Source organism: Flavobacterium artemisiae, assembly GCF_042678225.1.
In the GTDB taxonomy this organism is placed as follows: Bacteria; Bacteroidota; Bacteroidia; order Flavobacteriales; family Flavobacteriaceae; genus Flavobacterium; species Flavobacterium artemisiae.
Genome location: NZ_JBHUDZ010000009.1, coordinates 191,115 through 216,592, shown reverse-complemented (window position 1 = coordinate 216,592; position 25,478 = coordinate 191,115). Strand labels below are relative to the sequence as shown.

Annotated in this window: 31 protein-coding genes; 20 read left to right on the top strand and 11 right to left on the bottom strand. The window is 32.6% G+C overall.

Going from position 1 to position 25,478, the window contains the following annotated elements:
* Positions 1-111 precede the first annotated feature (111 nt).
* The 5 genes from ACFSC2_RS10050 to ACFSC2_RS10030 all read right to left on the bottom strand — a co-directional run bounded on the left by ACFSC2_RS10050 (position 112) and on the right by ACFSC2_RS10030 (position 3,249).
* Positions 112-453, bottom strand: a complete 342-nt coding sequence (locus tag ACFSC2_RS10050) for a cupin domain-containing protein (protein ID WP_379814119.1) — start codon at positions 451-453, stop codon at positions 112-114.
* Positions 454-455: 2 nt separating this feature from the next.
* Positions 456-1,367 carry a reprolysin-like metallopeptidase gene (locus tag ACFSC2_RS10045; protein WP_379814120.1) on the bottom strand — a complete coding sequence of 304 codons (912 nt, stop codon included), beginning with the start codon at positions 1,365-1,367 and terminating at the stop codon, positions 456-458.
* A 14-nt stretch (positions 1,368-1,381) separates the two neighbouring features.
* Entirely contained in the window at positions 1,382-2,254 is an 873-nt protein-coding gene (locus tag ACFSC2_RS10040) for a sugar phosphate isomerase/epimerase family protein (protein ID WP_379814121.1), read from the bottom strand.
* Positions 2,255-2,283: 29 nt separating this feature from the next.
* Positions 2,284-2,820, bottom strand: coding sequence for an NADPH-dependent FMN reductase (locus ACFSC2_RS10035; RefSeq protein WP_379814122.1), 537 nt, complete (start codon positions 2,818-2,820; stop codon positions 2,284-2,286).
* Between the two features lie 72 nt (positions 2,821-2,892).
* Positions 2,893-3,249: a hypothetical protein gene (locus ACFSC2_RS10030; protein ID WP_379814123.1), complete on the bottom strand. Its 357-nt coding sequence runs from the start codon at positions 3,247-3,249 to the stop codon at positions 2,893-2,895.
* 242 nt (positions 3,250-3,491) lie between these two features.
* Between ACFSC2_RS10030 and trmD the strand changes: the two genes are divergently transcribed.
* The 9 genes from trmD (at position 3,492) to ACFSC2_RS09985 (ending at position 12,878) form a co-directional block, all read left to right on the top strand.
* On the top strand, positions 3,492-4,166 hold the full coding sequence (gene trmD / locus ACFSC2_RS10025) for a tRNA (guanosine(37)-N1)-methyltransferase TrmD (RefSeq protein ID WP_379814124.1): 675 nt from the start codon (positions 3,492-3,494) through the stop codon (positions 4,164-4,166).
* 197 nt (positions 4,167-4,363) lie between these two features.
* The gene (rplS, locus tag ACFSC2_RS10020) at positions 4,364-4,714 is read left to right on the top strand and encodes a 50S ribosomal protein L19 (RefSeq protein ID WP_073487327.1); all 351 of its coding nucleotides are present in this window, start codon (positions 4,364-4,366) and stop codon (positions 4,712-4,714) included.
* Between the two features lie 280 nt (positions 4,715-4,994).
* The gene (locus tag ACFSC2_RS10015; RefSeq protein WP_379814125.1) at positions 4,995-7,217 is read left to right on the top strand and encodes an NADP-dependent isocitrate dehydrogenase; all 2,223 of its coding nucleotides are present in this window, start codon (positions 4,995-4,997) and stop codon (positions 7,215-7,217) included.
* A gap of 149 nt (positions 7,218-7,366) precedes the next feature.
* Positions 7,367-9,748, top strand: coding sequence for a TonB-dependent receptor (locus ACFSC2_RS10010; RefSeq protein WP_379814126.1), 2,382 nt, complete (start codon positions 7,367-7,369; stop codon positions 9,746-9,748).
* A gap of 36 nt (positions 9,749-9,784) precedes the next feature.
* Positions 9,785-10,606, top strand: coding sequence for a DUF4249 family protein (locus ACFSC2_RS10005; RefSeq protein WP_379814127.1), 822 nt, complete (start codon positions 9,785-9,787; stop codon positions 10,604-10,606).
* Positions 10,607-10,617: 11 nt separating this feature from the next.
* Entirely contained in the window at positions 10,618-11,100 is a 483-nt protein-coding gene (locus tag ACFSC2_RS10000) for a GyrI-like domain-containing protein (protein ID WP_379814128.1), read from the top strand.
* Between the two features lie 17 nt (positions 11,101-11,117).
* A complete protein-coding gene (locus tag ACFSC2_RS09995) occupies positions 11,118-11,570 on the top strand; it encodes a DinB family protein (RefSeq protein WP_379814129.1) in 453 nt (150 codons plus the stop codon).
* Between the two features lie 126 nt (positions 11,571-11,696).
* Positions 11,697-12,152: a RidA family protein gene (locus tag ACFSC2_RS09990; RefSeq protein WP_379814130.1), complete on the top strand. Its 456-nt coding sequence runs from the start codon at positions 11,697-11,699 to the stop codon at positions 12,150-12,152.
* A 63-nt stretch (positions 12,153-12,215) separates the two neighbouring features.
* The gene (locus ACFSC2_RS09985; RefSeq protein WP_379814131.1) at positions 12,216-12,878 is read left to right on the top strand and encodes a thiamine diphosphokinase; all 663 of its coding nucleotides are present in this window, start codon (positions 12,216-12,218) and stop codon (positions 12,876-12,878) included.
* A gap of 10 nt (positions 12,879-12,888) precedes the next feature.
* Here ACFSC2_RS09985 and ACFSC2_RS09980 read toward each other — a convergent pair whose 3' ends face one another.
* Complete coding sequence (locus ACFSC2_RS09980; RefSeq protein ID WP_379814132.1) at positions 12,889-13,638, bottom strand: hypothetical protein; 750 nt, start codon at positions 13,636-13,638, stop codon at positions 12,889-12,891.
* 284 nt (positions 13,639-13,922) lie between these two features.
* On the opposite strand from ACFSC2_RS09980, the gene ACFSC2_RS09975 reads away from it, so the two are divergent.
* Positions 13,923-14,324 (top strand): helix-turn-helix domain-containing protein, encoded by a 402-nt coding sequence (locus tag ACFSC2_RS09975; RefSeq protein ID WP_379814133.1) that lies wholly within the window; start codon positions 13,923-13,925, stop codon positions 14,322-14,324.
* Positions 14,325-14,348: 24 nt separating this feature from the next.
* On the opposite strand, the gene ACFSC2_RS09970 is transcribed toward ACFSC2_RS09975, so the two are convergent.
* The 4 genes from ACFSC2_RS09970 to ACFSC2_RS09955 all read right to left on the bottom strand — a co-directional run bounded on the left by ACFSC2_RS09970 (position 14,349) and on the right by ACFSC2_RS09955 (position 16,298).
* Positions 14,349-14,585, bottom strand: coding sequence for a hypothetical protein (locus ACFSC2_RS09970; protein ID WP_379814134.1), 237 nt, complete (start codon positions 14,583-14,585; stop codon positions 14,349-14,351).
* A gap of 87 nt (positions 14,586-14,672) precedes the next feature.
* The gene (locus ACFSC2_RS09965) at positions 14,673-15,188 is read right to left on the bottom strand and encodes a hypothetical protein (RefSeq protein ID WP_379814135.1); all 516 of its coding nucleotides are present in this window, start codon (positions 15,186-15,188) and stop codon (positions 14,673-14,675) included.
* 15 nt (positions 15,189-15,203) lie between these two features.
* Positions 15,204-15,860 carry a hypothetical protein gene (locus ACFSC2_RS09960; RefSeq protein WP_379814136.1) on the bottom strand — a complete coding sequence of 219 codons (657 nt, stop codon included), beginning with the start codon at positions 15,858-15,860 and terminating at the stop codon, positions 15,204-15,206.
* A gap of 6 nt (positions 15,861-15,866) precedes the next feature.
* Complete coding sequence (locus ACFSC2_RS09955; RefSeq protein ID WP_379814137.1) at positions 15,867-16,298, bottom strand: hypothetical protein; 432 nt, start codon at positions 16,296-16,298, stop codon at positions 15,867-15,869.
* 206 nt (positions 16,299-16,504) lie between these two features.
* On the opposite strand from ACFSC2_RS09955, the gene rlmF reads away from it, so the two are divergent.
* The 6 genes from rlmF to uvrB all read left to right on the top strand — a co-directional run bounded on the left by rlmF (position 16,505) and on the right by uvrB (position 21,469).
* Positions 16,505-17,455, top strand: coding sequence for a 23S rRNA (adenine(1618)-N(6))-methyltransferase RlmF (gene rlmF, locus ACFSC2_RS09950; RefSeq protein WP_379814138.1), 951 nt, complete (start codon positions 16,505-16,507; stop codon positions 17,453-17,455).
* Positions 17,456-17,513: 58 nt separating this feature from the next.
* On the top strand, positions 17,514-17,741 hold the full coding sequence (locus tag ACFSC2_RS09945; RefSeq protein WP_379814139.1) for a hypothetical protein: 228 nt from the start codon (positions 17,514-17,516) through the stop codon (positions 17,739-17,741).
* A 144-nt stretch (positions 17,742-17,885) separates the two neighbouring features.
* Positions 17,886-18,026 carry a hypothetical protein gene (locus ACFSC2_RS09940; RefSeq protein WP_379814140.1) on the top strand — a complete coding sequence of 47 codons (141 nt, stop codon included), beginning with the start codon at positions 17,886-17,888 and terminating at the stop codon, positions 18,024-18,026.
* A 68-nt stretch (positions 18,027-18,094) separates the two neighbouring features.
* The gene (locus ACFSC2_RS09935) at positions 18,095-18,328 is read left to right on the top strand and encodes a uroporphyrinogen decarboxylase (protein ID WP_379814141.1); all 234 of its coding nucleotides are present in this window, start codon (positions 18,095-18,097) and stop codon (positions 18,326-18,328) included.
* Positions 18,329-18,409: 81 nt separating this feature from the next.
* Positions 18,410-19,342: an alpha/beta fold hydrolase gene (locus ACFSC2_RS09930; protein ID WP_379814142.1), complete on the top strand. Its 933-nt coding sequence runs from the start codon at positions 18,410-18,412 to the stop codon at positions 19,340-19,342.
* Positions 19,343-19,477: 135 nt separating this feature from the next.
* Positions 19,478-21,469 (top strand): excinuclease ABC subunit UvrB, encoded by a 1,992-nt coding sequence (gene uvrB, locus ACFSC2_RS09925; RefSeq protein ID WP_379814144.1) that lies wholly within the window; start codon positions 19,478-19,480, stop codon positions 21,467-21,469.
* On the opposite strand, the gene ACFSC2_RS09920 is transcribed toward uvrB, so the two are convergent.
* Complete coding sequence (locus ACFSC2_RS09920) at positions 21,466-21,867, bottom strand: TerB family tellurite resistance protein (protein WP_379814145.1); 402 nt, start codon at positions 21,865-21,867, stop codon at positions 21,466-21,468. The genes uvrB and ACFSC2_RS09920 overlap by 4 nt on opposite strands.
* 57 nt (positions 21,868-21,924) lie before the next feature.
* On the opposite strand from ACFSC2_RS09920, the gene ACFSC2_RS09915 reads away from it, so the two are divergent.
* From ACFSC2_RS09915 to ACFSC2_RS09900, 4 genes are all read left to right on the top strand, one after another.
* Positions 21,925-22,722, top strand: a complete 798-nt coding sequence (locus ACFSC2_RS09915) for an alpha/beta hydrolase (RefSeq protein ID WP_379814146.1) — start codon at positions 21,925-21,927, stop codon at positions 22,720-22,722.
* Positions 22,723-22,752: 30 nt separating this feature from the next.
* Complete coding sequence (locus ACFSC2_RS09910; RefSeq protein WP_379814147.1) at positions 22,753-23,763, top strand: dipeptide epimerase; 1,011 nt, start codon at positions 22,753-22,755, stop codon at positions 23,761-23,763.
* Position 23,764: 1 nt separating this feature from the next.
* Positions 23,765-24,793 (top strand): aminotransferase class I/II-fold pyridoxal phosphate-dependent enzyme, encoded by a 1,029-nt coding sequence (locus ACFSC2_RS09905; protein ID WP_379814148.1) that lies wholly within the window; start codon positions 23,765-23,767, stop codon positions 24,791-24,793.
* A gap of 251 nt (positions 24,794-25,044) precedes the next feature.
* Positions 25,045-25,478, top strand: a 434-nt coding sequence (locus ACFSC2_RS09900) for a DUF1456 family protein (RefSeq protein WP_379818627.1), incomplete at its 3' end; no start/stop codon positions are given.

Sequence of the window (25,478 nt, the reverse complement as noted above, 5' to 3'; positions counted from 1 at the left end):
ATTTTTTTTTAACCATATAAGTGATATAAGTTCATTTAAAAAGATTGACAGCGTTCAAACTTAAATTTTCTTAAATCACTTATATGGTTGTATTTATTCTCTTTTATGCTTTTAATAATTCAAAAAATCTTCTCTTGCAGGGCTGAAAACATCCGTTAACATTCCAGTTTCTAAACACACGACACCGTGAACAGCGTGCGGTGGAATGTAAAAACTATCTCCTTCTTTGAGCGTTTGCGTAACACCACTGATCGTTACATCAAATTTACCGCTTGCAATATAGGTAACCTGCGAATGATAATGATCATGTAAAACGCCGATGCCACCTTTTTCGAAATGAACATTTACAAGCATTACTTTGTCATCAAAAGCTAAAATTTTACGTTTGATTCCTTCGCCTACTACTTCCCATTCTATCTCGTCTCCTTTTATAAATTCTTTGCTTGTAGCCATTTCTATTTAATTTTTAATGTTTGAATATCTTTTTCCATTAACGCTAAACCTTCGTTCAGCTTATTTTCTTTAAAGTATTTTTCGAGTTCTTTTAATCTTTTTAGATTATCGTATTTAAGTCCCGAATTTAATTTTCTTTGGCAGAGCGAACACAATCTAATAGAATGCTTGTCTGTTTCAAACATGCTGTTGGTGCCGTTCATTACACAATTGGCTTCAATACAATGATGCAGACCAAACATATGGCCTATTTCATGCGAGCAGATTTTTAGAAATCGATCTAAAGCTAAATTAAAATCAGCTTCTTTTTGCATTCTATAAATAGAACTTACGGCAATTTTATCACTGTAGGAAGCAAGTCCAAACACATAACTCCATTCTGGTTTGGGATATAAATCCTTTTCTGTTATCGCCATTAAGGCAATTCCTTTCTCGGGTTTCTCCTTTTTTAGAACATCACGCAAAATATAACCTGCTAAAAACTGCTCTTGTTCCATGTCTCCAATTCGTCTGGCATGATTCGGAATAATATCGTTTGAAATGCCTTTTGAAGTTCTTGTTTCTAACTGAAAAAATATTTGCAAATACTGACGAACTAACTCTATTTGTTTTGTTTGTGCCACATTAAATTCACCAATAGGCTGTAAGTAAATAATATTTTCTTCTGATGTTGGAATAATATGTTTTGACTTGTAAAATTGCTCAAAACTCTGTCCTTTTTCTTTATGAGAAAATAACCAATCTCCATACGCAGGTGTACCAAGTTTAACATCATTAGCTTGAATATCGACAATATAAGGTTCTGGAGGCGGAATCGGTTTTGAAACTGAAGTTGTATTTGAATTTACATTCTCTTTTTTATTTGATTGGCAAGAGCATAAAATTAAAAGAGCAAAAAAAAGAAGTCTTTTCATAAGTTTCTGTTATATCAAATTAAGTTTTTGGAAATAAAATCGCAACTTGTTTTTATTGATTCAAAAGAATTTACTGCAAAATTGTTTTCTTGTTCTACAAAGAAATGCACCACTCCAGATCGCTTAGCTGAAGCAAATAAAGGTTTAAAATCAATAGTTCCAGAGCCTATTTCTGTATTAAAATCATTATTCTTTTTATCCTTATCTTTTACGTGCCACATTTTAAAACGCCCCGGATTTTCTTTAAACAGTTTTAAAGGATCATTTCCAGAATGAATTACCCAATACAAGTCTAATTCAAAGAAAACCAAATCTTTATCCGTTTCATTTAATAAAACTTCATAACCTGTAATTTGATCGTGTTTTTGAAATTCAAAATCATGATTATGATATGCCAGTTTTAAGCCTTCTTTTTTACACAATTTTGCAGCTTCGTTTAAACGCGAAGCAATCTTTTTATAATCGTCAATAGATTTTCTAAAAGGTTCATCAACCCACGGAACAGTTAAAAATTCACTTTTAAGAATTTTTGCCGCTTCAATCGAAGCCAATAATTCTGCTGTGTTTCCATCGTATAAAAAACTTCCTAAATTATAATGTCCGCTCACAGCTTTTAAACCATTATCATCCAGAATCTTTTTTAATTCTTTCGGAGTTAATCCCCAAAACTGATCTTTTATCGAGAATCCATACGTTTCTACATTGCTATATCCCGCTTTTGAAACTATTTCTAAAGTTGCTTTTACATCTTTCGGAAGTTCATCACGAAGTGTATATAACTGTAAACCTATTTCTCTTTTTTTCATAGAAAATGCGAATGAAGGCGCTGCCAAAACAGCTGTTGCAGCAAGACCTGTAGTTACAATAAAATTTCTTCTGGTAATCATTGTCGATATAATTTCAGAAAGTAAATATATTATAAAAAATGATTCTCAAAGTTTTTTATAAAGTTTTGAAGCGCTTCTGCAGTCTCCACAGACACAATTTCACCTTTATCATTAACCTTTCCGCGTACACCTTGTATTAAAAGCTCCGTTGTAGCATCAAATTTAGCTTCAAGGGTTTTCATAACAAGCAAAAGCTGTTCATGCCCCATTTCTCCCGATGCAGATGCCGTTATCAAGCCCGTTTTTTTATTTGAAAAAATAGTAGTAGAAACACACCACTCCAAAGCATTCTTTAAACTTCCAGGAAGACTAAAAACATATTCTGGAGTGCAGATAATAATACCATCAGCATTTATTATTTTATTTCTAAAGGAATCTATTTCAGTTGGAGGGTTTTGATTGTCCAAACCTGGATTAAAATGTGGAAGCTGATCTATATCTTCAAATATTTCGACTTCAAATTTCGAATCTAAATGATTTGAAATATAATTAAGGATTCTAAAATTACTAGAATTCTTTCTTGTACTGCCTGTAATGGCTAGTATTTTTATTTTTGCTGCTGCCATTAAATAATAATTCGTATTTCTAAAATTAAATTTTAAAAATACGAATTATTAAAGAGTTTTAGATGAAAAAAATTACTTAGACGTTAGTAAATTCATTCCTGAAAGTTTTACTGAATCTATTGCCTGCGGCGGATAATTCTGTTTTTCTTGTCTTGTAGAAGTAACTTTTTGTTCTTTATTTATATAAATATAATTGTAACGCCAGTAATGTTCTCCCGCCATCTGAGAATCAGAATGATTGTTTAAGAAAACCTGATCGGCGTAAACAAGAATTTCTCCGTCTTTACTATTGTCCAAAGTCCTTACTGGAGTCCCTAGTGTTTTAATGACTTTCTGTTTACTTTCTCCTACATTTGCAACAGTTGCAACTGAACTAGAGCATGATATCAGCACTGCCGACATCCCTAGCAACATTATTATTTTTTTCATAGATAAATGTTTTTACGAATTGGTTGGTAATTTCTTTAAACATAATTAGGTATGTAATGTTACTTAAAGATAAACAAATAAAGCTTACAAAATTTCATTGTTATGTTATATAATTATCATTAAACACTTGATAAACATTAATTTAACAACTGACACAATTGAAAATATTATTTCAATTCTTGTTTTTCAAATTGCCAAATATTAACTCGTATCTTTGCGGCCAAGAAAATTTTGAAGAAAAAATGCGAATTGACATTATTACACTTTTGCCAGAATTATTAAAAAGTCCATTTGAGGCCTCCATTATGAAACGTGCCATTGATAAGGGTTTAGTTGAAGTACATTTTCATAATCTTCGTGATTACAGCACGAACAGACAGAAAAGTGTAGACGATTATCCGTTTGGAGGCGGTGCAGGAATGGTAATGACAATTCAGCCGATTGATGATTGCATCACGCATTTAAAAAGTCAGCGCGAATACGACGAAATCATTTATATGTCGCCAGACGGCGAAACTTTAAACCAAAAAATGGCTAACAAAATGTCTATGTATGAAAACATTATCATTTTGTGCGGTCATTATAAAGGTGTTGACCAAAGAGTGAGAGATCATTTTATTACTAAAGAAATTTCTATTGGCGATTATGTCTTGTCTGGAGGAGAATTAGGCGCTTTGGTTTTATCTGATGCCTTGATTCGATTAATTCCAGGTGTTTTAAGTGACGAAACCTCGGCATTGACAGACAGTTTTCAAGACAACTTGCTTTCTGGACCAATATATACAAGACCTGCAGATTACAAAGGCTGGAAAGTTCCTGAAGTTTTAACCAGCGGTCACGCTGCCAAAATTGATAAATGGCGTGAGGATGCTGCATATGAACATACAAAAAACAGAAGACCAGATCTTTTAGAATAAATTCCAAATTTTTAAAATACCAAATTTCAATTTTGAATAAGTTAAACAATTGGAATTTGGGATTTTATATTATTTAAATTTGAAATTCATTTTATTTGGAATTTAATTTATTTTAATTACATTTGCACCCGAATTTGACCAACCTCTGGCGAGATCCGTGAACGTTGCTCTATATAAACTATAATTTAAAAATTATCATGGCAGATTTATTAAAATTCGTTCAAAACGAATTCGTTGCTAAAAAAGATTTCCCTGAATTCGGAGCTGGAGATACTATCACAGTTTTCTACGAAATTAAAGAGGGTGAAAAAACTAGAACTCAGTTTTTCAAAGGAGTTGTAATTCAAAGAAGAGGTTCTGGTAACACAGAAACTTTTACAATCCGTAAAATGTCTGGTGCAATTGGAGTTGAGCGTATCTTCCCAGTTAACTTACCAGCTTTACAAAAAATCGAAATCAACAAGAAAGGTGCTGTACGTAGAGCTAGAATTTTCTACTTCAGAGAACTTACTGGTAAAAAAGCTAAGATTAAAGATAAAAGAAGATAATCATTTATCTAATTGTTATAAAAAACTCGTTTCATATCGTTTGAAACGAGTTTTTTTTATGTTCTATTTTTGCTACTGCTAAAACTGTAATTTTTTAATATCAAAATCATCGATTTAGCAATATTCTGAGCTCCAAATAACAATCTGTTAATTTCGCCTTTTCTCAGGAAAACTCAACCGTTTTCGTTGTGATTTTATTATATTTGCTCCGCTCATTTTGAGCCGACTATTATTTTACATCGTTAACTCCTGACGATACGATTATAAAAAAAAAAAAAAAATGACACAAAAATCAAAAATTTTTTACACCTTAACTGATGAGGCGCCTTTATTGGCAACTTATTCTTTATTACCAATTGTTCAAGCATTTACTTCAACTGCTGGAATCGAAATTGAAACTAGAGATATTTCTCTAGCAGGAAGAATCCTTTCTAATTTCCCAGATTCTTTAACAGCTGATCAAAAAACTGGAGACGCATTGGCAGAACTTGGCCAATTAGCAACACAGCCAGAAGCTAACATTATCAAATTACCAAACATTTCTGCATCTGTACCGCAATTAAAAGCGGCTATTGCTGAATTACAATCGCACGGATACAACGTACCAAATTTCCCAGAAGATCCACAAAATGATGCTGAAAAGGAAATTAAAGCAAAATATGCAAAAGTTTTAGGTTCTGCCGTAAACCCGGTTTTACGTGAAGGAAACTCTGATCGTAGAGCTCCAAGAGCTGTTAAAAACTTCGCAAAAGCAAATCCACACTCTATGGGTGCTTGGTCTGCTGACTCAAAAACTAAAGTAGCTTCTATGGCTGGAGGTGATTTTTACGGAAGTGAAAAATCATTGACAGTAAACGAAGCAAACGATGTTAAAATCGAATTCGTTGCTAAAGACGGTTCTACAACTGTACTTAAAGCAAGTACACCGCTTAAAGCTGGTGAAATTATTGACAGCTCTATTTTAAGTGTAAGCAAATTAAAAGCTTTTGCTGCTGATGCGATTGCTGATGCTAAAGCTGCAGGAGTTTTACTTTCTGTACACTTAAAAGCTACGATGATGAAAGTTTCTGATCCGATTATCTTTGGCGCTATCGTTGAAGTATATTTTGCTGATCTTTTCAAAAAATACGAAACTTTATTTGCAGAATTAAACGTTGATACTAAAAACGGTTTAGGCGACATTTACGCTAAAATCGCTGGAAGACCTGAGCAGGCTGAAGTTGAAGCTGACATTACTAAAGCAATCGAAAACGGTCCAGCTTTGGCAATGGTTAATTCTGATAAAGGAATTACAAACTTACATGTTCCTTCTGACGTTATTGTTGATGCTTCTATGCCGGCAATGATCCGTACTTCTGGACAAATGTGGAATAAAGAAGGAAAAGCGCAAGATACATTTGCTCTTATTCCAGATAGATCTTACGCTGGTGTTTATACAGCTACAATTGATTTCTGTAAAAAACACGGTGCTTTTGATCCAAAAACAATGGGAAGTGTTCCTAACGTTGGATTAATGGCTCAAAAAGCAGAAGAATACGGATCTCACGATAAAACTTTCCAAATGAAAGCAGACGGAGTTGTTCGTGTTGTTGATGCAAACGGAACTGTTTTAATGGAACAAAACGTTGAAACTAATGATATTTTCAGAATGTGTCAGGCAAAAGACGCTCCTATTCAGGACTGGGTTAAACTAGCTGTAAATAGAGCTCGTTTATCTAGTACTCCTGCTGTTTTCTGGTTAGACGAAAACAGAGCACACGATAGAGAATTGATCGTAAAAGTTCAAAAATACCTTAAAGATTACGATACAACTAACTTAGATATCAGAATCTTAAATCCAGTTGCTGCAACTGAATTTACTTTAGACAGAATCATCAAAGGTTTAGATACTATTTCTGTAACAGGAAACGTTTTACGTGACTATTTAACAGATTTATTCCCAATCTTAGAATTAGGAACTTCTGCTAAAATGTTATCTATCGTTCCGTTAATGAATGGTGGTGGATTGTTTGAAACTGGTGCTGGAGGTTCTGCTCCAAAACACGTTGAGCAATTTACAGAAGAAGGATATTTACGTTGGGATTCTCTTGGAGAATTCTTAGCACTTGGAGCTTCTTTAGAGCATTTAGGTCAAACTTTAAACAACTCTAAATCAATTGTTTTATCTGAAACTTTAGATCAGGCAAACGATAAATTCTTAGCAAACGATAAATCTCCTGCTCGTAAAGTGGGTCAGATTGACAACCGTGGATCTCACTTCTATTTGGCATTCTACTGGGCGCAAGCTTTAGCTGCTCAGAATAATGATGCTGAATTAAAAGCGATCTTTACTCCTATTGCTGCAGAATTTGAAGCTAACGAAGCTAAAATTGATGCTGAATTAATTGGAGCTCAAGGAAAACCACAAACTCTTGGAGGATACTACCAGCCAACTCCAGAATTAGTGAGCAAAGCAATGCGTCCTAGCGAAACATTTAACGCTATTATTGCTAAAATTAAATAATTTGCAGAACGCACTAAGTGCAATCTTCAATATAAATTGGAAAGGACAACTCACAAGGTTGTCCTTTTTTTTATCTTAGCCATTATTTAACAATCAGTATTTTCCATATATAGAGCGAATTAATATTTATGTAAACCAAAATCAATGTAATGTCTGCCAAAAAACTATATACTTTTCTGATTGTTATTTTTTCGGTTTTTAATGCATATTCGCAGGAAAAATTTACTTTAAGCGGTACTGTCAGCGATAGTAAAAACAACGAAACTTTAATTGGTGTAAATGTTTTTATTCCAGCTTTAAAAATTGGCACGACAACAAATGAGTATGGTTTTTATTCGATTGCTGTTCCAAAAGGAGAATATCAAATAGAGATTAGTTACGTAGGCTATCAAAGCATCCAACAAAACATTACTTTAAACCAAAACATCAAAACGAACTTTTCGATCAGCGAAAGCGGTCACGAACTGCAGGAAGTGATTATTACAGATAATCGAAACAAAATCAATATTAAGTCGCCCGAAATGAGTGTAAACAGGCTTTCTATTACTGCGATCAAAAAAATGCCGGTGGTTTTAGGCGAAGTTGATGTTTTAAAATCAATATTATTATTACCTGGAGTTACCAATGCTGGCGAAGGCGCTTCTGGATTTAATGTTCGCGGAGGCGGTGCCGATCAGAATTTAATTTTATTAGACGAAGCAACCATTTTTAATTCGTCTCACGTTTTCGGTTTCTTTTCTGTTTTTAATCCAGATGCTGTTAAAGATTTAAAATTATACAAAGGAGGAATTCCTGCTCGATACGGCGGAAGAGCTTCTTCTGTTTTGGATATTTATCAAAAAGATGGCAGCAGTAAAGATTTCCATATGAATGGCGGTATCGGACTAATTTCGAGCCGATTGCTGGCCGAAGGACCAATTGTAAAAGATAAAGGTTCATTTTTAATTGGCGGAAGAGCTTCTTACGCTCATTTATTTTTAAAATTTTCAGAAGAAGATAAAGACAACGCTGCTTATTTTTATGATTTGAACACCAAATTGAGTTACAAAATCAACGACAACAACAGTTTATATCTTTCTGGCTATTTCGGACGCGACGTTTTTAGTTTAAATAAAAGTTTTACGAATATTTACGGAAATTCAACTTTGAATCTGAGATGGAATCATTTGTATTCGAGTAAATTATTTTCGAATCTTTCGCTCATTTACAGTGATTATTATTATGGTTTAGATCTCGATCTTGTAGGTTTTCAATGGGATTCTGGCATTAAAAATTATAACATTAAATACGACTTTAAACATTATATTTCAGACAAATTCAAATTAAATTACGGTTTAAACGGAATTTACTACGAATTCAACCCTGGAACTATAAAACCAACTGGTACAGATTCTGGTATAAATCCAGATCAGTTAGACAAAAAATATGCTTTTGAGCCCTCTGTTTATTTGGATGCAGAAAGTCAGATTTCAAAAAAAATAACACTTTCTTACGGACTTCGCTACAGTTTATTTTATCGCTTAGGTGCTTCGACTATAAATTATTACGATAATAATCAAGCTGTTGTTTTTAATTCGGATATGCAGATTTACGAAAAAGGAACACCAACCTCAACAAAGTATTTTGGAAAAAATAAAATGATTCAGAGTTACAATAACTTTGAACCGCGTTTTGCTGTTTCGTATCAATTAAACGACGATCAAGCCATAAAAGCCAGTTACAACAGAATGGCGCAATATCTTCAATTAATTTCTAATACTTCATCTCCTACTCCGCTGGATGTATGGATGCCAAGCGATAATTACATCAAACCTCAAATTGCAGATCAAGTTGCGATAGGGTATTTTAGAAATATAAAAAACGGCGCTTATTCTCTTGAAGTTGAAACGTATTATAAAGAAATTCAAAACAGACTGGATTATATAGACGGCGCCGATCTGATTGCAAATAATGCTGTTGAACAGGTAATTCTTAACGGACAAATGCGCGCTTACGGTTTAGAAATTATGGTCAAAAAAAATGAAGGAAAGTTTAACGGCTGGATTTCATACACGTTATCCAAATCAGAACAGCAGACTCCTGGCAGAACTCCTGAGGAAATTGGTATAAATTATGGTCAATGGTACAGTTCTGCTTATGATAAAACACATAATTTAGCGATAACATCCGCCTATAATTTAAACGAAAAATGGTCTTTTGGCGCCAATTTCACTTTACAATCGGGTCAGCCGGTAACATATCCGAACGGACAATATGAATATTTAGGCATAACGGTTCCAAGCTATGGATTACGAAATGAAAATCGACTTCCGGCTTATCATCATTTGGATGTTTCGGCAACACTTACACCTCGTAAAAACAAAGGAAGAAATTGGAAATCCGAATGGGTTTTCAGTATTTATAATCTGTATAACCGAATGAATGCCGCTTCTATCAATTTCCGCCAAAATGTAGATACAGGAGCTAATGAAGCCGTGCGAGTCTCTATTTTTGGAGTTGTGCCGGCTGTGAGTTATAATTTCAAATTTTAAACTTACTTTCTTAAAAAGAAATAAATCAATGTAGTTATGAAAAAAGCAAGTTTATTTATCCTAACTTTATTAGTTGTTATTTTTAGCAGCTGCGAAGAAGTTGTAGACGTTGATCTGAACACTGCTCCTCCTAAATTAGTTATAGAAGCCGCTATAAATTGGGAAAAAGGCTCTACAGGAAGACAACAGTCTATAAAATTATCTACAACAACTGGTTATTACGAAAGCAGTGTTCCGACGGTTTCTGGTGCAGTTATTTACATTAGAAATAGTAAAAATGAACGTTTCAACTTTTTAGAAGTTCAAAAAACCGGACGTTATGTATGTGGTACTTTCAAACCTGTTCTTAATGAAGAATATACGTTGACCGTAATAAGCGGCGGTAACACTTATACGGCAAAAGAAATTCTAAAATCGGTTGCACCAATAACTAGACTCGAGCAAAATAACGAGGGCGGTTTTACGGGACAAGATATAGAAGTTAAAGCTTTTTATACGGATCCTGGAGATGAAGAAAATTTTTATTTATTTAAGTATGGTTATTCTAATAAAGTAACTTCCAGCTATTATGTATCTGATGATAAATTTTATCAGGGAAATGAAATTTTCAGTACTTCTGATGAAGAAGATTTAAAATCTGGCGACGAAATTGAAATAACACATTTCGGAATTTCAAAACAATATTTTAATTATATGAATATTCTTGTGAGTATCGCAGGCAGTAATGTAGGCGGGCCTTTTCAGACGCCTCCAGCAACTGTAAAAGGAAATATCATCAATACAACCGACAAAAGTAATTATCCGCTGGGTTATTTTTCTTTAAGCGAAACTGATACAAGAAAATACACTATTGAATAAATCCTATAATTATGGAACCCAAAATCAAAACCTTAACCGAAAAAAAACTTATCGGAACTTACATCGAAATGTCGTTTATAGAAAATAAAACATTTCAATTATGGAGCGGTTTTATGCCAAAGCGAAAAACAATTCGCAATACGATAAATACTGATTTATATTCGTTAGAGGTTTTTCATGAGGCGCATTTTGATAATTTTGATCCAAATGAAACTTTTCAGAAATGGGCCGCTGTTGAAGTAGCCAATTTTGATTTTGTTCCAGAAGACATGAAAACTTTGATCATTCCGGCTGGTCTTTACGCCGTTTTTAATCATTTCGGACCTGTTTCTGAAGGTTACAAAACGTATCATTCTATTTTTACAGAATGGCTTCCAAATTCGCAATATACCGTAGACGATCGTCCTCATTTCGCTGTAATGGATGAGAAATACAAAAAAGACGATCCAGATTCTGAAGAAGAAATCTGGATTCCGATAAAAGAAAGAGAATAATCAAAGCTTAAAAAAACATGTTGATAGAAACCCTCATTTCTCTTTTTGAAAGAGATTTAAAAAAGTTAAAAACCGAATTAGAATTATACCCAAATGAATCTCAGATTTGGAAAACTGATCGCGAAATTTCAAATTCAGCAGGAAATCTCTGTCTGCATTTAATTGGAAATCTTAATACTTACATCGGTGCCGAATTAGGAGATTCAGGTTATATCAGAAACCGTCCGTTAGAATTTTCATTAAAAGATATTCCGAGAACTCAATTGATTTCTGATATAGATAAAACTTTGGAAATTGTTATCAATACCTTAAATTTGTTAACTGTAGAAGATTTAGAAAAAACCTATCCGCAGCTTGTTTTTGAAAAAGAAATGACAACCGGTTTTTTTCTCGTTCATCTATCAACACATCTGGGTTATCATTTAGGACAGATAAATTATCATCGAAGGCTTTTGGATTTTAGATTTTAGATTGCAGATTTTAGATTGGAGATTACTCACTCCAAAATCTAAAATTATTCCCCTCCTCAACATATGTAAATGTTTTAAAAATTAGAATTGTGAAACCTTTGTATTCTTAATTTTAATTTTTAAAACATGAACCATTTAATTACACTTGCGTTATGTGTTTTTGCATTCCAGACAAAAGCACAAACTTTCAAAAATCCCGATTCTTTATTCAATCCTACTCCATACGGATCCAGTCATGCATCTTCTGTAAAAACTTCGGGAGAACTCGTTTATATTTCTGGCCAGAGCGGCGGTTTAGGCAAAGACCATATTTTAAGCACCAGCTTTAGAGAACAAGTCCAAGTGGCTATAAAAAACCTAACAACCATTTTAAACAGTTATCAACTAAAACCAGAAAACGTAATGAAAATTACAATTCTAATAGTCGATCATTCCTCAGAAAAGCTAAAAATTTGGGAAGAAGAAATTAGTAAAACATGGAAAAACAAACCATTTCCTACCAGCACTTTAATTCCCGTTCCAAGATTAGCACTCGACAATATGCTAATAGAAGTAGATGCTGTTGCTTTTAAAGCCAATTAAATAAAAACAAGTCAAAGCCCATAACTTTCGTACATTTGCGGACATATTTTAAATCAACTCTAAATGTCATCACACCATATAGTTCGCGACGATCAGGAACCTGCTTTAATTATTGCCAACGGCGCATCCTGCGATCCAGAATTATTAGGACAGTTATTAGAATGGTCACCGCTTGTTGTGGTGCTTGATTCTGCTATTGAAAGAGTTCTTGAATTAGGTATAAAAATCGATGTGCTTCTTGGCGATTTTGATCATGGCTTTGATCCCGAAATTTACAAAACCTCTCAATTTCCAATCGAAATTGTACATACTCCAGACCAAGACAAAACCGATTTAGAAAAAGCTTTTGATTACTTAATAGAAAGAAAAATTCCTGCCGTAAATGTGGTTTGGGCAACCGGAAGACGCGCCGATCATACGATTACGAATCTTACGAATATTGTAAGATACCGAAATCTGCTTAAAATTGTGATTTTAGACGATCATTCAAAAATATTTTTACTGCCAAATAAATTCGAAAAATGGTACACCGCTAATACCCCAATTTCATTAATTCCGATAGGAGTTGTTAATGGAATTTTTTCGACCAATTTAAAATATCCTTTACAAGACGATACGCTGACAATGGGTTATAGAACAGGAAGCAGTAATTCGGTTTCTCAAGACGGAATCGTTTCGATTACACATTCTAATGGGGATTTACTTTTGATGGAGTGTTTTGATTGATGGATATTTTCTATTTTTCAATAATTTTATAAATAAAAATACTTTCAGGAGCACGACTTCCTTCCAAACAATAAATTACAATTAATGCTTCATTCTCAGAAATTTCAAATTGATGCGTATCATGATTCTGAGAATAGGCATAATAAATAGCATCCTTTTCCCGAATCTTGAGATTAAATTTTTGTGCTAATAATTCGAGCTCTTCTTTTTTAAAAAATTTAAAAGTAGATAAAACCTTTACATTTTCCTGAATGATATTAATTCTTTTATTTCCAATTTCGACATACGAATTAACCCAATCATTATAATCAGAAGAGTAAAGCCAATCAAAGTGCTGTTCTTTAAACAAATATGTTTTTACACCATCAAAGAACAAGAATTCATTTAATGGTGAATCTGAAGCAATTGTATCTTGCTGCCTTTTTTTATCGTCATGAACATAATTCTCATTACTTATTACAAACTTTTTTATAACCTGCATTAATCGATAGATAGCAGGAGTTGAAATTTGAGCAATTTCTTTCCATCCATCATAGGTATCTATTACCTTGCATATTTCTTTCGTGCAATCTACAGAATGGACTTCAAAACCAAAATCATATGTAGCTATCTCACCTTCAATTAATTTTGTTAAATTATCTACAATTTCTTCTAAATAACTGATACTGCAGGATGCCAGCTCATTTAAGCCTTCTAGTTTTCCTTTTATGTAAAGGCAGTCCCTTCCACTTTCGTTTTTATAAAAATCGTATTCGAGCATATTTAGCTTAAGAGAATTTATTTAGATGATTTTATCTTCAAAAGTTTATAAATATAAAGAATCATCTAAAATAAATTTAAAAAATATACAGCTTCACATATAGTTAAAATTTAAAAATTTTAAAAACAAATCTCCACATTCAACAGAATAAACCATTCTAGATTTAAGATACAATATCTGACAAAAAGAATCTTTTACAGGATATTTTTTTATCTTTGAAATTCAGATTTTTTAATCCAAATGGCTTTATCTTTGAGCCTTCAGAAAATCAAGATTCATTTTTTATGGAACAGAAAATACATCAGGGAAGAAACGTAAAACGTTTTAGAGAAATGCTTAACATAAAGCAGGAAGCGTTAGCTTATGATTTGGGTGAAGACTGGAATCAGAAGAAAATTTCTATGCTCGAGCAGAAAGATGTTATTGAAGACAATTTGCTGAAACAAATCTCTGCAGTTCTTAAAATTCCCGTTGAAGCATTTCAGAACTTTGATGAGGAACAGGCGATAAATATTATTTCTAACACTTTTGGAGATAATGCCTGCGTTGGGAATCCTAATTCTACATTCAACTTTAGCCCAATTGAAGAGATCAAAAAACTTCATGAAGAGAAAATTGCATTGTACGAACGTATGATTAAAGAGAAAGATGAAATGATGGCGAGGCTTGAAAAATTAATTAAATAGAGGTTAATTAACCAAATTTAGCTTTTATAATTCGATGACTTCATTTTTCGAATTATATATTAGAAACTCTATTTTATCATGTTCTTCAGAAATCTTATTAATAAATTCCTTTGCTTGCTCGATGTTTTTAAACACAGAGTACACATCTTGGATTTCCAAATTATTTTGAAAAGGTTTAAATTTTACATCTAAAACAATCCCTGTCTCACAATTTGACATTAGAACTGTAACTTCATTCTCTTTTAAAGTTGGGTATTTCATAATTATATCTACGCTCTGACACGATTCAAACCTTTTATTTTATATTTCCTAGAAACTACAGAAAAAGTCAGGAGACTTATGATACATTTATTCCGTTGCCCGAAGTCTTTTGAATTTAACCATAATTTCAGTATTGATTAATCCCAATGACTCCAAATTGTATCGATTTTTATTAAAATTTATGTTTTTGTTTTTTATAGAATAAGTATAAATAGGAGGACATGCTTCGTGAAGCACTTTTAAATCTAAATAAAATCCATTAGCTGCATCATTTTTAGACCTTTCAAAAACAAAATTTTTACTAAATGCTTTATTATCATAAATAAATGTAGGTTTCAAAACTTTGTCTTGAAATACACCATATCCATTAAATTCAGGAATTAAACCATTTGCACTTCGGGAAAGCAAAAATATAGTGTCTTTATTTTTGACTTGAAAAAACAAGGTATACACAAACCTATTCGATTTATAATTGTCCCCATTTGGAATTGGGTATCTTTTTTGATAATCGATTATTATTTTTTTCAAATCATTATCAAGAGCCTCTTTTTTATTACAGCTAAATAATAAGAAGAAAGTTAATATGAATGTTATTTTGTGCATATAATTTTTTATGAATTAGTGCCCTTCTATAATATCATTAAGCTTTAAAAACATTTCTTCTTTGGAAATAATTTCTTCTTTTAAAGATTTTTCATCATTAAATTCAGCATAAAAAGATTGAAACACTCCTAACTCCAATTCAACTTCTCCAATATCTTCAATACCTAAATATCTAATAGATTTGATTTTTTCAATTGAGCTAGCTTTTATTTTTTTAATAAAAGAGATATCATTTGCTATATGATTAGCATCCTCAATTACAGTTGGCGCTAAAGAATTTAAAACGGTAATTATTGAAATTGCAAATTTATCATTTTCAAAATTTTCACAAAAATACACTAAAGAACAATTGAAATGTTTTGATGTTGATGAATCATCAAAAGAAAATTCCGTAGAAACAATTGATTCTGCTTTAGAAAGAGTGTTTAAATCATAATTCGTATTTCTCCCTAAAATTTCTCCTTGCATTATTTGCCCTGACACAAAAAAAACATCATTAATTCCAATGAATTTATAATCATAAAATTTAGCAATTTCGTTTGCCCGATTGTCAATTTTCTTTTTCAAATCTGATTTAGTTGCTGTTACAACTATTGATTTTAAAATTCCAGATACAACTTTTGTATTATTTTTTTTAAACAATAAAGTTGCACCAATGATTATTTCTTCCATTATTTATTATAGAGATATTAGTTCGATTGTAATGTTATGACTATCCTTAAGCAGTTCTTTAAATTTTAAATCAATTCTTTTTTCTAGATTATCAATTCCTTTTTTCTCTGACAAAAAAACTAACTTTTTAATTTTAGTATCATGGTGGCAGTTGTGTGTAAGTACTTTAACAACATTTTTATAAAATTCATGATGCGTATTTTTACCAGAAACTTTTAGCTCATATGCAATAAAATTTTCGTAATCCACCAAATCAAACCTTTCATTATTCGTTGTTGAAACCCTCACTTCAGATTTTATATTTTCTCCATTAATAACTTTTTGCTGCCATTCACTGGTAATCAATTGCGCAAATTTAGTTTGACTCGATACATCCTTAGATTCAACACGATATTTTTTATGAATTTCTTTAAGTTCAGATATTATACTATTTGACATTGCTGGGAAGTTTACAAATCTAATTGCTAATGTAATATATTTTTGAATGGATTAAACAAGCCATAAAACTGGAACTTGACTAGAAAGACTTAATTTGAAATATTAAAGTAAAACAAAAATATTTTAAGGCTTATGAAACGTTTTGAAAACTCGTTCTAAAAATCTAAATAAAAAGGAATGCCTATCTTTGTTGGAAATTAAACAAAATGCATTCAAAAGACAATTCCGAAAAAAACAATCTTCATCCTAGAAATCTTCATCGTAACCGTTACGATTTTGAACTTCTTATTTCGAATTGTCCAGAGTTAAAGCAATATGTTTCAATCAACAAACATCAAATTGAAACTATTGATTTCAGCGATCCTAAAGCGGTTAAAGTACTCAACAAAGCATTGCTGAAAACGTATTATAATCTGGATTTTTGGAGCATTCCAGCAAATTATCTCTGCCCGCCAATTCCCGGCCGTGCAGATTACATACATTACATCGCCGATTTATTAGCCGAAACAAATAATGGCAAAATTCCCAACGAAAGCACCGTTTTAGGTTTAGACATCGGAACGGGTGCAAATTGCATCTATCCGATATTAGGAAATGCTATTTACAATTGGAGTTTTGTTGCCACTGACATTGACAAAAAAGCTATTGAAAACTGCAGTAAAATTATCGAAGCCAATCCGAAATTAATTGATTCTATCAGTCTGCAGCAACAAACAGAATCACGATTTATTTTCAAAAATATTATTACCCCAGAAGATCGATTTACTTTTACGATGTGTAATCCGCCTTTTCATTCTTCGGCAGAAGAAGCCAATAGAGGTTCTTTACGAAAAATCAAAAATCTGAATCCAAAAGACAAAAAAGTTAATGCACCTGTTTTAAATTTTGGCGGTCAAAATAATGAATTATGGTGCAAAGGCGGCGAAATTGCTTTTATAACTCAAATGATTTTCGAAAGCGCACATTATAAATCACAATGTCTTTGGTTCACTACTTTAGTTTCAAAAAAAGAAAACCTTCAAAGCATTTATAAAACATTAAAAAAAGTAAATGCTGTGTCTGTTAAAACAATTGATATGGCTCAAGGCCAAAAAACAAGCAGAATTGTAGCTTGGAGTTTTTTACCAGAACAACAATCAATAACTTGGAAATTTTAAGATTCTTTAAATCTCCATATTAAATTTTGTTTTGTAACTTCAATTAAATTATAATATTATGAATACTCTTCAGCTCAAAAATATCTTGATTTCAGAAATTGAAAAAATTGACGATGATAGTTTTCTATCAGCCCTAAAAATCATTTTAGATAGTCGAAAATCATCTCCAAAGGCTAACGAAATATACAATAAAGAGCTTATGGTTGCCGAAGAAGAAATAAAAAGCGGCAATTACTCCTCGCACAATGAAATGAAAGATGAAATAGAAAAATGGAAAAAGAAATAATCTGGTCTAAATCAGCAAAAAACAACTCCAAGAAATCTATTCTCACACCTTAAAGAAATCAAAAGCAATACCACTTCCAGCTAACTTCTTGATTCAATCTATAACTCAGTTTCAATTTTAAGTTCCCATTCTGAAATATATGAATTGGACGAAATGAAAATTTTGAATGACGGAAATTATCGCGCCTATGAAATTTACAGTTATCGTATTTCATATAAAGTAACTTTAAAAGAAATTCATATTTTAAGAATACGCCATACAAGTAGAAATCCTAAAAAGTTATAATCTGACAAAACCTTGATTTTGTAATCTGCTTTTACTAAATTTAATGTAAACTATTAAAAATCAAAATCATGGCAGAATATATTGGTTATCTCGCATCCGTTTTTATCGTTGGTGGTTTCTTGCTTAAAAACCTTAGGACAATTCGGTTTATCAATATGTTTGGTTGTATTTGCTTTGTAATTTATGGCATTTTCTTAAATGATTACAGAGATTTCGAACAATGGCTCTGGCCGGTAATTATTCCGAATGCTATTTTATCTTTTGTGCAGATTTATTATTTATCTAAGAAAAGCACATCTTAAAATTTTGATAGTTTAAACCAAAATTATATTATGCCTCGATCATTTTTGTAAAGTATTTTAGTGCAAACCTAATTCACTATTATGATTAAATCTGCTTTAAAAATTGCGGTTCTATTTTTATTTGTCGGCTGTGCTTCGACACAGAAATTTAGCGATTACAGCTTCAAAACTAAAAAAGACAAAGATTCTTATGTCAAAGCGTATAACAAATCGCTTAAACTTTGGGACGTTCCGTACACAGAAGAAGACGTTAAAACTACTTTTGGAACGGCTCATGTTATTCTTGCGGGACCAAAAAACGGTAAAAAATTAGTACTCCTTCACGGTATGGATGCCAGTTCAACAATGTGGTATCCGAATATTAAGGCATTAGCCAAAGATCATCGCGTTTATGCCATAGATTTTTTATTGGAACCAAATAAATCTGTATCAAACGGTAAATCGCTTTCCGCAGAAGATATCGTAAATTGGTACAATCAAATTTTTGATCATTATAAATTAACGAAATTTGATATCGTTGCCGCTTCACGCGGAGGCTGGATGGCAACATTATTAGCAACACAAAGAGAAAATTCTATTAACAGAATCGTTTTACTAAGCCCTGCGCAAACGTTCAAATTTATAGATAATCTGAACAAAACATCTTCTGCTTTAATGCTGAAGCTTTTTCCAAATGAAAAGAAATTCGGAAAAACATTGAATACCTTTTCAACGCATCCGGAAAAAATAAGTCAGACCTATAAAAGACAATTTTATTTGGCGAATAAATATGCCAAATCAAATTCGAGTATGCTTAAAATGACGCCTTTTTCGGAAAAAGAATTAGAAATGATTCACAATCAAGTTTTGGTTTTAATTGGAGATCATGACGTGATTAATGGGGAAGAAAGCATCGAAAGAGCAAAAAAATACTTAGTGAACAGCAAAACTAAAGTTATTAAAGATGCTGGTCATTTTCTTTCTATAGACCAATCGAAAGTTGTAAATGATGCTATGATTGACTTTTTGAAATAGTTTTTTTCCTTTTTTTCACGAATTATACGAATTGGTATTAATTTCTTTTAATCTGTATAATTAGTGCCCGAAAAGCTTAAAAAAAAGAACCAATTAATCTTCGTATCTTTACAAAACCAAATTTTCAGTGCAAATATGAATTTTCAAGTTTCCTCAGAATATAGTCCAAAAGGTGATCAGCCGCAAGCAATTGAAAAACTTGCTAAAGGTGTAATCGAAGGCGAAAAATATCAAACTTTATTAGGAGTTACCGGTTCTGGAAAAACATTTACGGTAGCCAATGTCATTCAAGAAATTCAAAGACCTACTTTGGTTTTGGCTCACAACAAAACATTGGCTGCACAATTATATTCAGAATTCAAACAGTTTTTCCCTAATAACGCCGTTGAGTATTTCGTTTCTTACTACGATTATTATCAGCCAGAAGCTTTTATGCCCGTAACGGGAGTCTTTATTGAAAAAGATTTATCTATCAATGAAGAGCTTGAAAAAATGCGTTTGAGCACCACCTCTTCCCTACTTTCGGGACGACGAGATATTTTGGTTGTAGCTTCGGTTTCGTGTTTATACGGTATCGGAAACCCTGTAGAATTCAAGAAAAATGTGATTGAAGTTTTTAGAGATCAGGTTATTTCGAGAACCAAATTATTGCACAGTCTTGTGCAGAGTTTGTATGCCAGAACAGAAGCCGATTTTAATCCAGGAACTTTTAGAATTAAAGGCGATACGGTAGAAGTTTATCCAAGTTATGCTGACGATGCTTTTAGAATTCATTTTTTTGGAGATGAAATCGAAGAAATAGAATCTTTTGATGCAAAAACTTCACAAGTAATTGAAAAATTTAAAAGACTAACCATTTACCCTGCCAATATGTTTGTGACTTCTCCAGAAGTTTTACAAGGTGCCATTTGGGAAATTCAGCAGGATTTGGTTAAACAAGTAGATTATTTTAAAGAAATAGGAAAACATCTAGAAGCTAAACGTCTGGAAGAAAGAACCAATTTTGATCTCGAAATGATTCGGGAATTAGGATATTGCTCTGGAATCGAAAATTATTCTCGTTATCTTGACGGAAGACAAGCTGGAACAAGACCTTTCTGTTTATTAGATTATTTTCCAAGTGATTTTTTAATGGTTGTTGACGAAAGCCACGTAACAGTTTCGCAGGTTCATGCCATGTATGGAGGCGATAGAAGCCGTAAAGAAAACTTGGTTGAATATGGTTTTAGACTTCCAGCTGCAATGGACAATCGTCCGTTGAAATTTGAGGAGTTTGAAGCGTTGCAAAATCAAGTCATTTATGTTTCTGCAACTCCTGCTGATTACGAATTACAAAAGTCTGATGGTGTTTATGTCGAACAGATTATTCGTCCAACTGGGCTTTTGGATCCGATTATTGAAGTTCGTCCGAGTTTAAATCAGATTGATGATTTGATTGAAGAAATTCAGGTACGATGTGAATTGGATGAAAGAGTTCTGGTTACTACTTTGACCAAAAGAATGGCCGAAGAATTGGCTAAATATTTAACCAAAGTAAATGTTCGCTGCCGTTATATACATTCTGAAGTTGATACGCTTGAGCGTATCGAAATTATGCAGGATTTGAGAAAAGGTATTTTTGATGTTTTAATTGGAGTTAACTTACTTCGTGAAGGATTAGATTTACCTGAAGTTTCGCTTGTTGCAATTCTAGATGCCGATAAAGAAGGTTTTTTACGTAACCGTAAATCTTTGACACAAACCATTGGCCGTGCAGCAAGAAATGTAAACGGAAAAGCAATTATGTATGCTGATAAAATTACAGAAAGCATGCAGAAAACAATTGACGAAACTAACTATAGACGTACAAAACAAATCAATTATAACACAGAGAATAATATTGTTCCGCAGCCGTTAAACAAAAAAATAGAAAGCGCGTTTACCAAAAACCCACTGGTTGAGTATGAATTAGGACATCCGATTCCTGTGGCTGCCGAACCAGAAACGGCTTATTTATCTAAAGGCGAATTGGAAAAAATGATTCGCGAGAAACGCAAAACAATGGAAAAAGCAGCTAAAGAATTAGACTTTTTACAAGCGGCAAAACTTCGCGACGAAATTAAAAAACTACAGGAACAGCTGGCTTAATTATGCTGTTCCTGAAAAATCTCCAGTAAAACAATCGGATTAATTACTGTATTCGGTGATTTTTTCATCATATCCAAGACGCGTTTAACTGCCGATAAATTCAATCCCATTTCTATGGCAATTTGGTGAATTGCATTAAATTCTTTTTCATGCAAAACCCCATCACAATGCATCAATAATGCTAATCTGTAAAATTGATTGATACGCTGCATCTCAGTCGGTATCGGCAAAGGTTTCGTTTCCTGATGAAATAAATCCTGAAATTCTTCCTCAGAAATATCCAATTCGAAAGCCACAAGTCTTAAAAATTCCAGCTCGCGTTTGTGCAAATGACCATCCACTGTAGCCAATGAAATCATTTCTAAAAGTAAACTTCTTTTTTCTGCTTCTGTATTCATCAATTTATTATTTTTAGCTAAAATATTACAATTAAAAATAAATACAAAATACGGATGATGCAGCGGATTTTTATGCTTTGTTTATTATTTACTTTTATCGTAAAAGCACAAGAAAACACAGCTTCAAAAAATGTCTCTACTTTTACCATTGAAGCTCCTCAATTAAAAACTTCAAAAAAAATCTGGATTTACCTGCCTGAAAACTACGCCGCTAATATCAAAAAAAGGTATTCTGTTATTTACATGCACGACGCACAGAATCTCTTTGACGCAAAAACTTCTTTTTCTGGCGAATGGAATGTCGACGAAAAATTAGACAGCTTAAAAGCGCCTGTAATTGTGGTCGGAATCGAACATGGAAATGACAAACGAATTGATGAATTAACGCCTTTTAAAAACGAAAAATACGGAGGCGGAAATGCCGATCAATATCTGAATTTTATTGTACAGACTTTAAAACCGTATATCGACAAAAATTATCGTACCAAAACAAAAGCAAAAAACACCACCATTATGGGAAGTTCGCTTGGTGGTTTGGTTTCATTTTACGGTGCTTTAAAATATCCGAGTATTTTTAGTAAGGCGGGAGTTTTTTCCCCATCGTTTTGGTTCTCTAATGAGATTTATACTTTCACAGAAAAACAATCCAAAATAAAGACAAAGATCTATTTCCTTTGCGGTGATAAGGAAAGCGACGATATGGTAAACGACCTTCATAAAATGGAACGTTTATTGGACACAAAACGCTGTTATTGTCTACACTTAACAAAATCAAGAATTGTAAAAGGCGGTGAGCATAATGAAAAACTGTGGCGCGATGGTTTTGTAAAAGCAGTTCTTTGGCTGGGCTATTAATCAAAAAAATAAAGAAATACCAGAATTCTAATGAAACTAATTTTAAGAGAATACAATTTAAAACTAAAACACACTTTTACGATTTCTAGAGAATCGACTGATTTTCAACCATCTTTAATTGTAGAATTACAAAGTGATGGTTTTTCTGGTTTTGGAGAAGCAACTTCAAATCCATATTACCACATAACAGTTCCGATGATGATTCAGGATTTGGAAAAAATCAGAACTATTATTGAAAGTACAGAAAATGAAACTCCAGAAGTATTTTGGGCAAAAATGCATCCGTATTTAAAAGACGATATGTTTGCTCTCTGCGCTTTAGATTTGGCCTATAATGATTTGTATGCACGTAAAAAAGGCAAAAAACTATACGAATTATGGAATTATACTACCGAAAGAAATCCGATGACCGATTATACAATCGGAATTGCTTCTATTAAAAAAATGGTTTCTAAAATGCAGGAGCTCCCTTGGCCTATTTACAAGATAAAATTAGGAACCAAAGAAGATATCGAAATTGTAAAAGAACTTAGAAAACATACTGACGCTATTTTTAGAATTGATGCTAACTGCGGCTGGGGCGTTGAGGAAACAATTAACAATGCTGTTGAATTAAAAAAATTGGGCGTAGAATTTCTAGAACAGCCCATGAAAGCAGATAATTGGGAGGCTCACAAAGAAGTTTTTAAACATTCTGTTCTTCCTATAATCGCTGACGAAAGCTGTATTATCGAAGAAGATGTAGCAAAATGTTTTAATCATTTTCATGGTGTAAATGTCAAACTTGTAAAATGCGGCGGACTGACTCCAGGAAAACGAATGATTGAAGAAGCTAAAAAATTGGGCTTAAAAACTATGGTAGGCTGCATGACCGAATCTACTGTTGGAATTTCTGCTATTGCACATTTATTACCCCAATTGGATTACGTAGATATGGATGGTGCGCTTCTTTTGGCAGAAGATATTGCCACTGGAGTAACTATAAAAGATGGTATTGTAAGTTATTCAGATTTAAACGGAACCGGCGTTACACTTCTATAAAATGATAGTCAATCAATTTCCAGACAGAATTATCGAAATAAACCAAGAACAATATTTGTATTTTGGCGGTACGGCCTATTTAGGATTACCCACAAATGCAGCATTTCGGAATTTAGTCATTCAGAATATTTTAAAATGGGGAACCACTTACGGTAGTTCCAGAACAGCGAATATTCAGCTAACGGCTTATGATGCAGGCGAAAAGTTTCTGGCTTCTCATATCGGTTCAGAAAGCACTGTGACGGTTTCTTCTGGAATGCTGGCCGGCAAATTGGTTGTAGAAAAATTAAAAAAGCAAACTGATTGTTTTTATCATTTAAATGAAATTCATTCGGCTATTCAGATTAAAAATAGTGTTCCTGTTTTTATAAATGAAAAATTGAATCATCATTTATTAGATTCAAAATCAGAAAAAATAACGATTTTGACTGATGGCGTTCCGTCATTTCAAACCAAACCTGTTGATTTGTCTTTTTTAGAAGAAATTTCAATTCATAAAGAAATCACATTGGTTGTTGATGAATCGCATTCGTTAGGAATTATTGGTGAAAATGGCTCAGGAATTTATGCTTCAATTGATTTTCCTGTAAAAAGAAAAATCTTAGTTTCTTCTCTCGGAAAAGCTTTTGGTTTAACAGGCGGTGTAATTGCTTCAGATTCTGAGTTTATTACCGAAGTAAAAGAATTAGAAACTTTTACAAGTGCTGCCGGAATGAATCCCGCTTTTGTTCAAACACTTTCTGGTGCTTTTGAAATTTATAAAATACAGCATCAAAAACTGTTGGATAATTTAAGCTATATTAATTCGATTTTAAAACCAAACGACAATATTAAATTTGACAAAAATTATCCTTTAATCTATTTGTTATCAAAAGAATTAGTTGAGGCATTAAAAAATGAAAATATAATTATCGCTAGTTTTAAATATACTAAAGAAGCTGAACCATTAAATCGTATTGTAGTTACGGCTAATCACACAAAAGAAGATTTGGACAAATTGGTCGGCGTTTTAAATAATTATAGCTGTTAACCACAAATTACGCAAATTTTCACCAATTCTTATTTCATGTAAAACTGTATAATTTGTGGAAATTTGTGGAATTTGTGGTAAAAATTTTCTAAATCTAAAATTGCAATCAAATAGCTTTTAAAACGTACCTTTGTTAAAAATAAATAATGCGTTTAAACTTCAAGTAAAGATTAAAAACTTGAAACCTGAAACTTGACACGAGGCTGAAGACCGAACTGGCGAAGCAAACAAAAAAAGGAGAACAAAAAATTATGACAAACAACGATATACTTAAAAAACTTCGCGTGGCTTTGATGCTCCGTGACGACCAAATAGTTGAAATTTTAGAATTAGTAGATTTTAGAATTTCGAAATCAGAACTAGGCGCTTTTTTCAGAGCTGAAGATCATCCAAACTATATGGAATGCGGCGATCAGGTTTTGAGAAACTTCCTAAATGGATTGGTAATTCATTTAAGAGGAACGAAAGAAAATCCTAAAAATCCTAATGATGTTTTAGCAAAACATAAATCAGAAATTCCGAAGAAAGAAACTTCTAAAGAAAGAGCTGAATTTAAAGCAACTCCAAAAGATTCTGAGAAATACAGAGGTGATCAAAGTTCACCAAAGTCAGGTTCGGCAGCTGGAAAACCTAAAAAGAAAGCATTTCCAAAAGGAAATGGAAAACCAGTTGTTGTAGAAAAAGT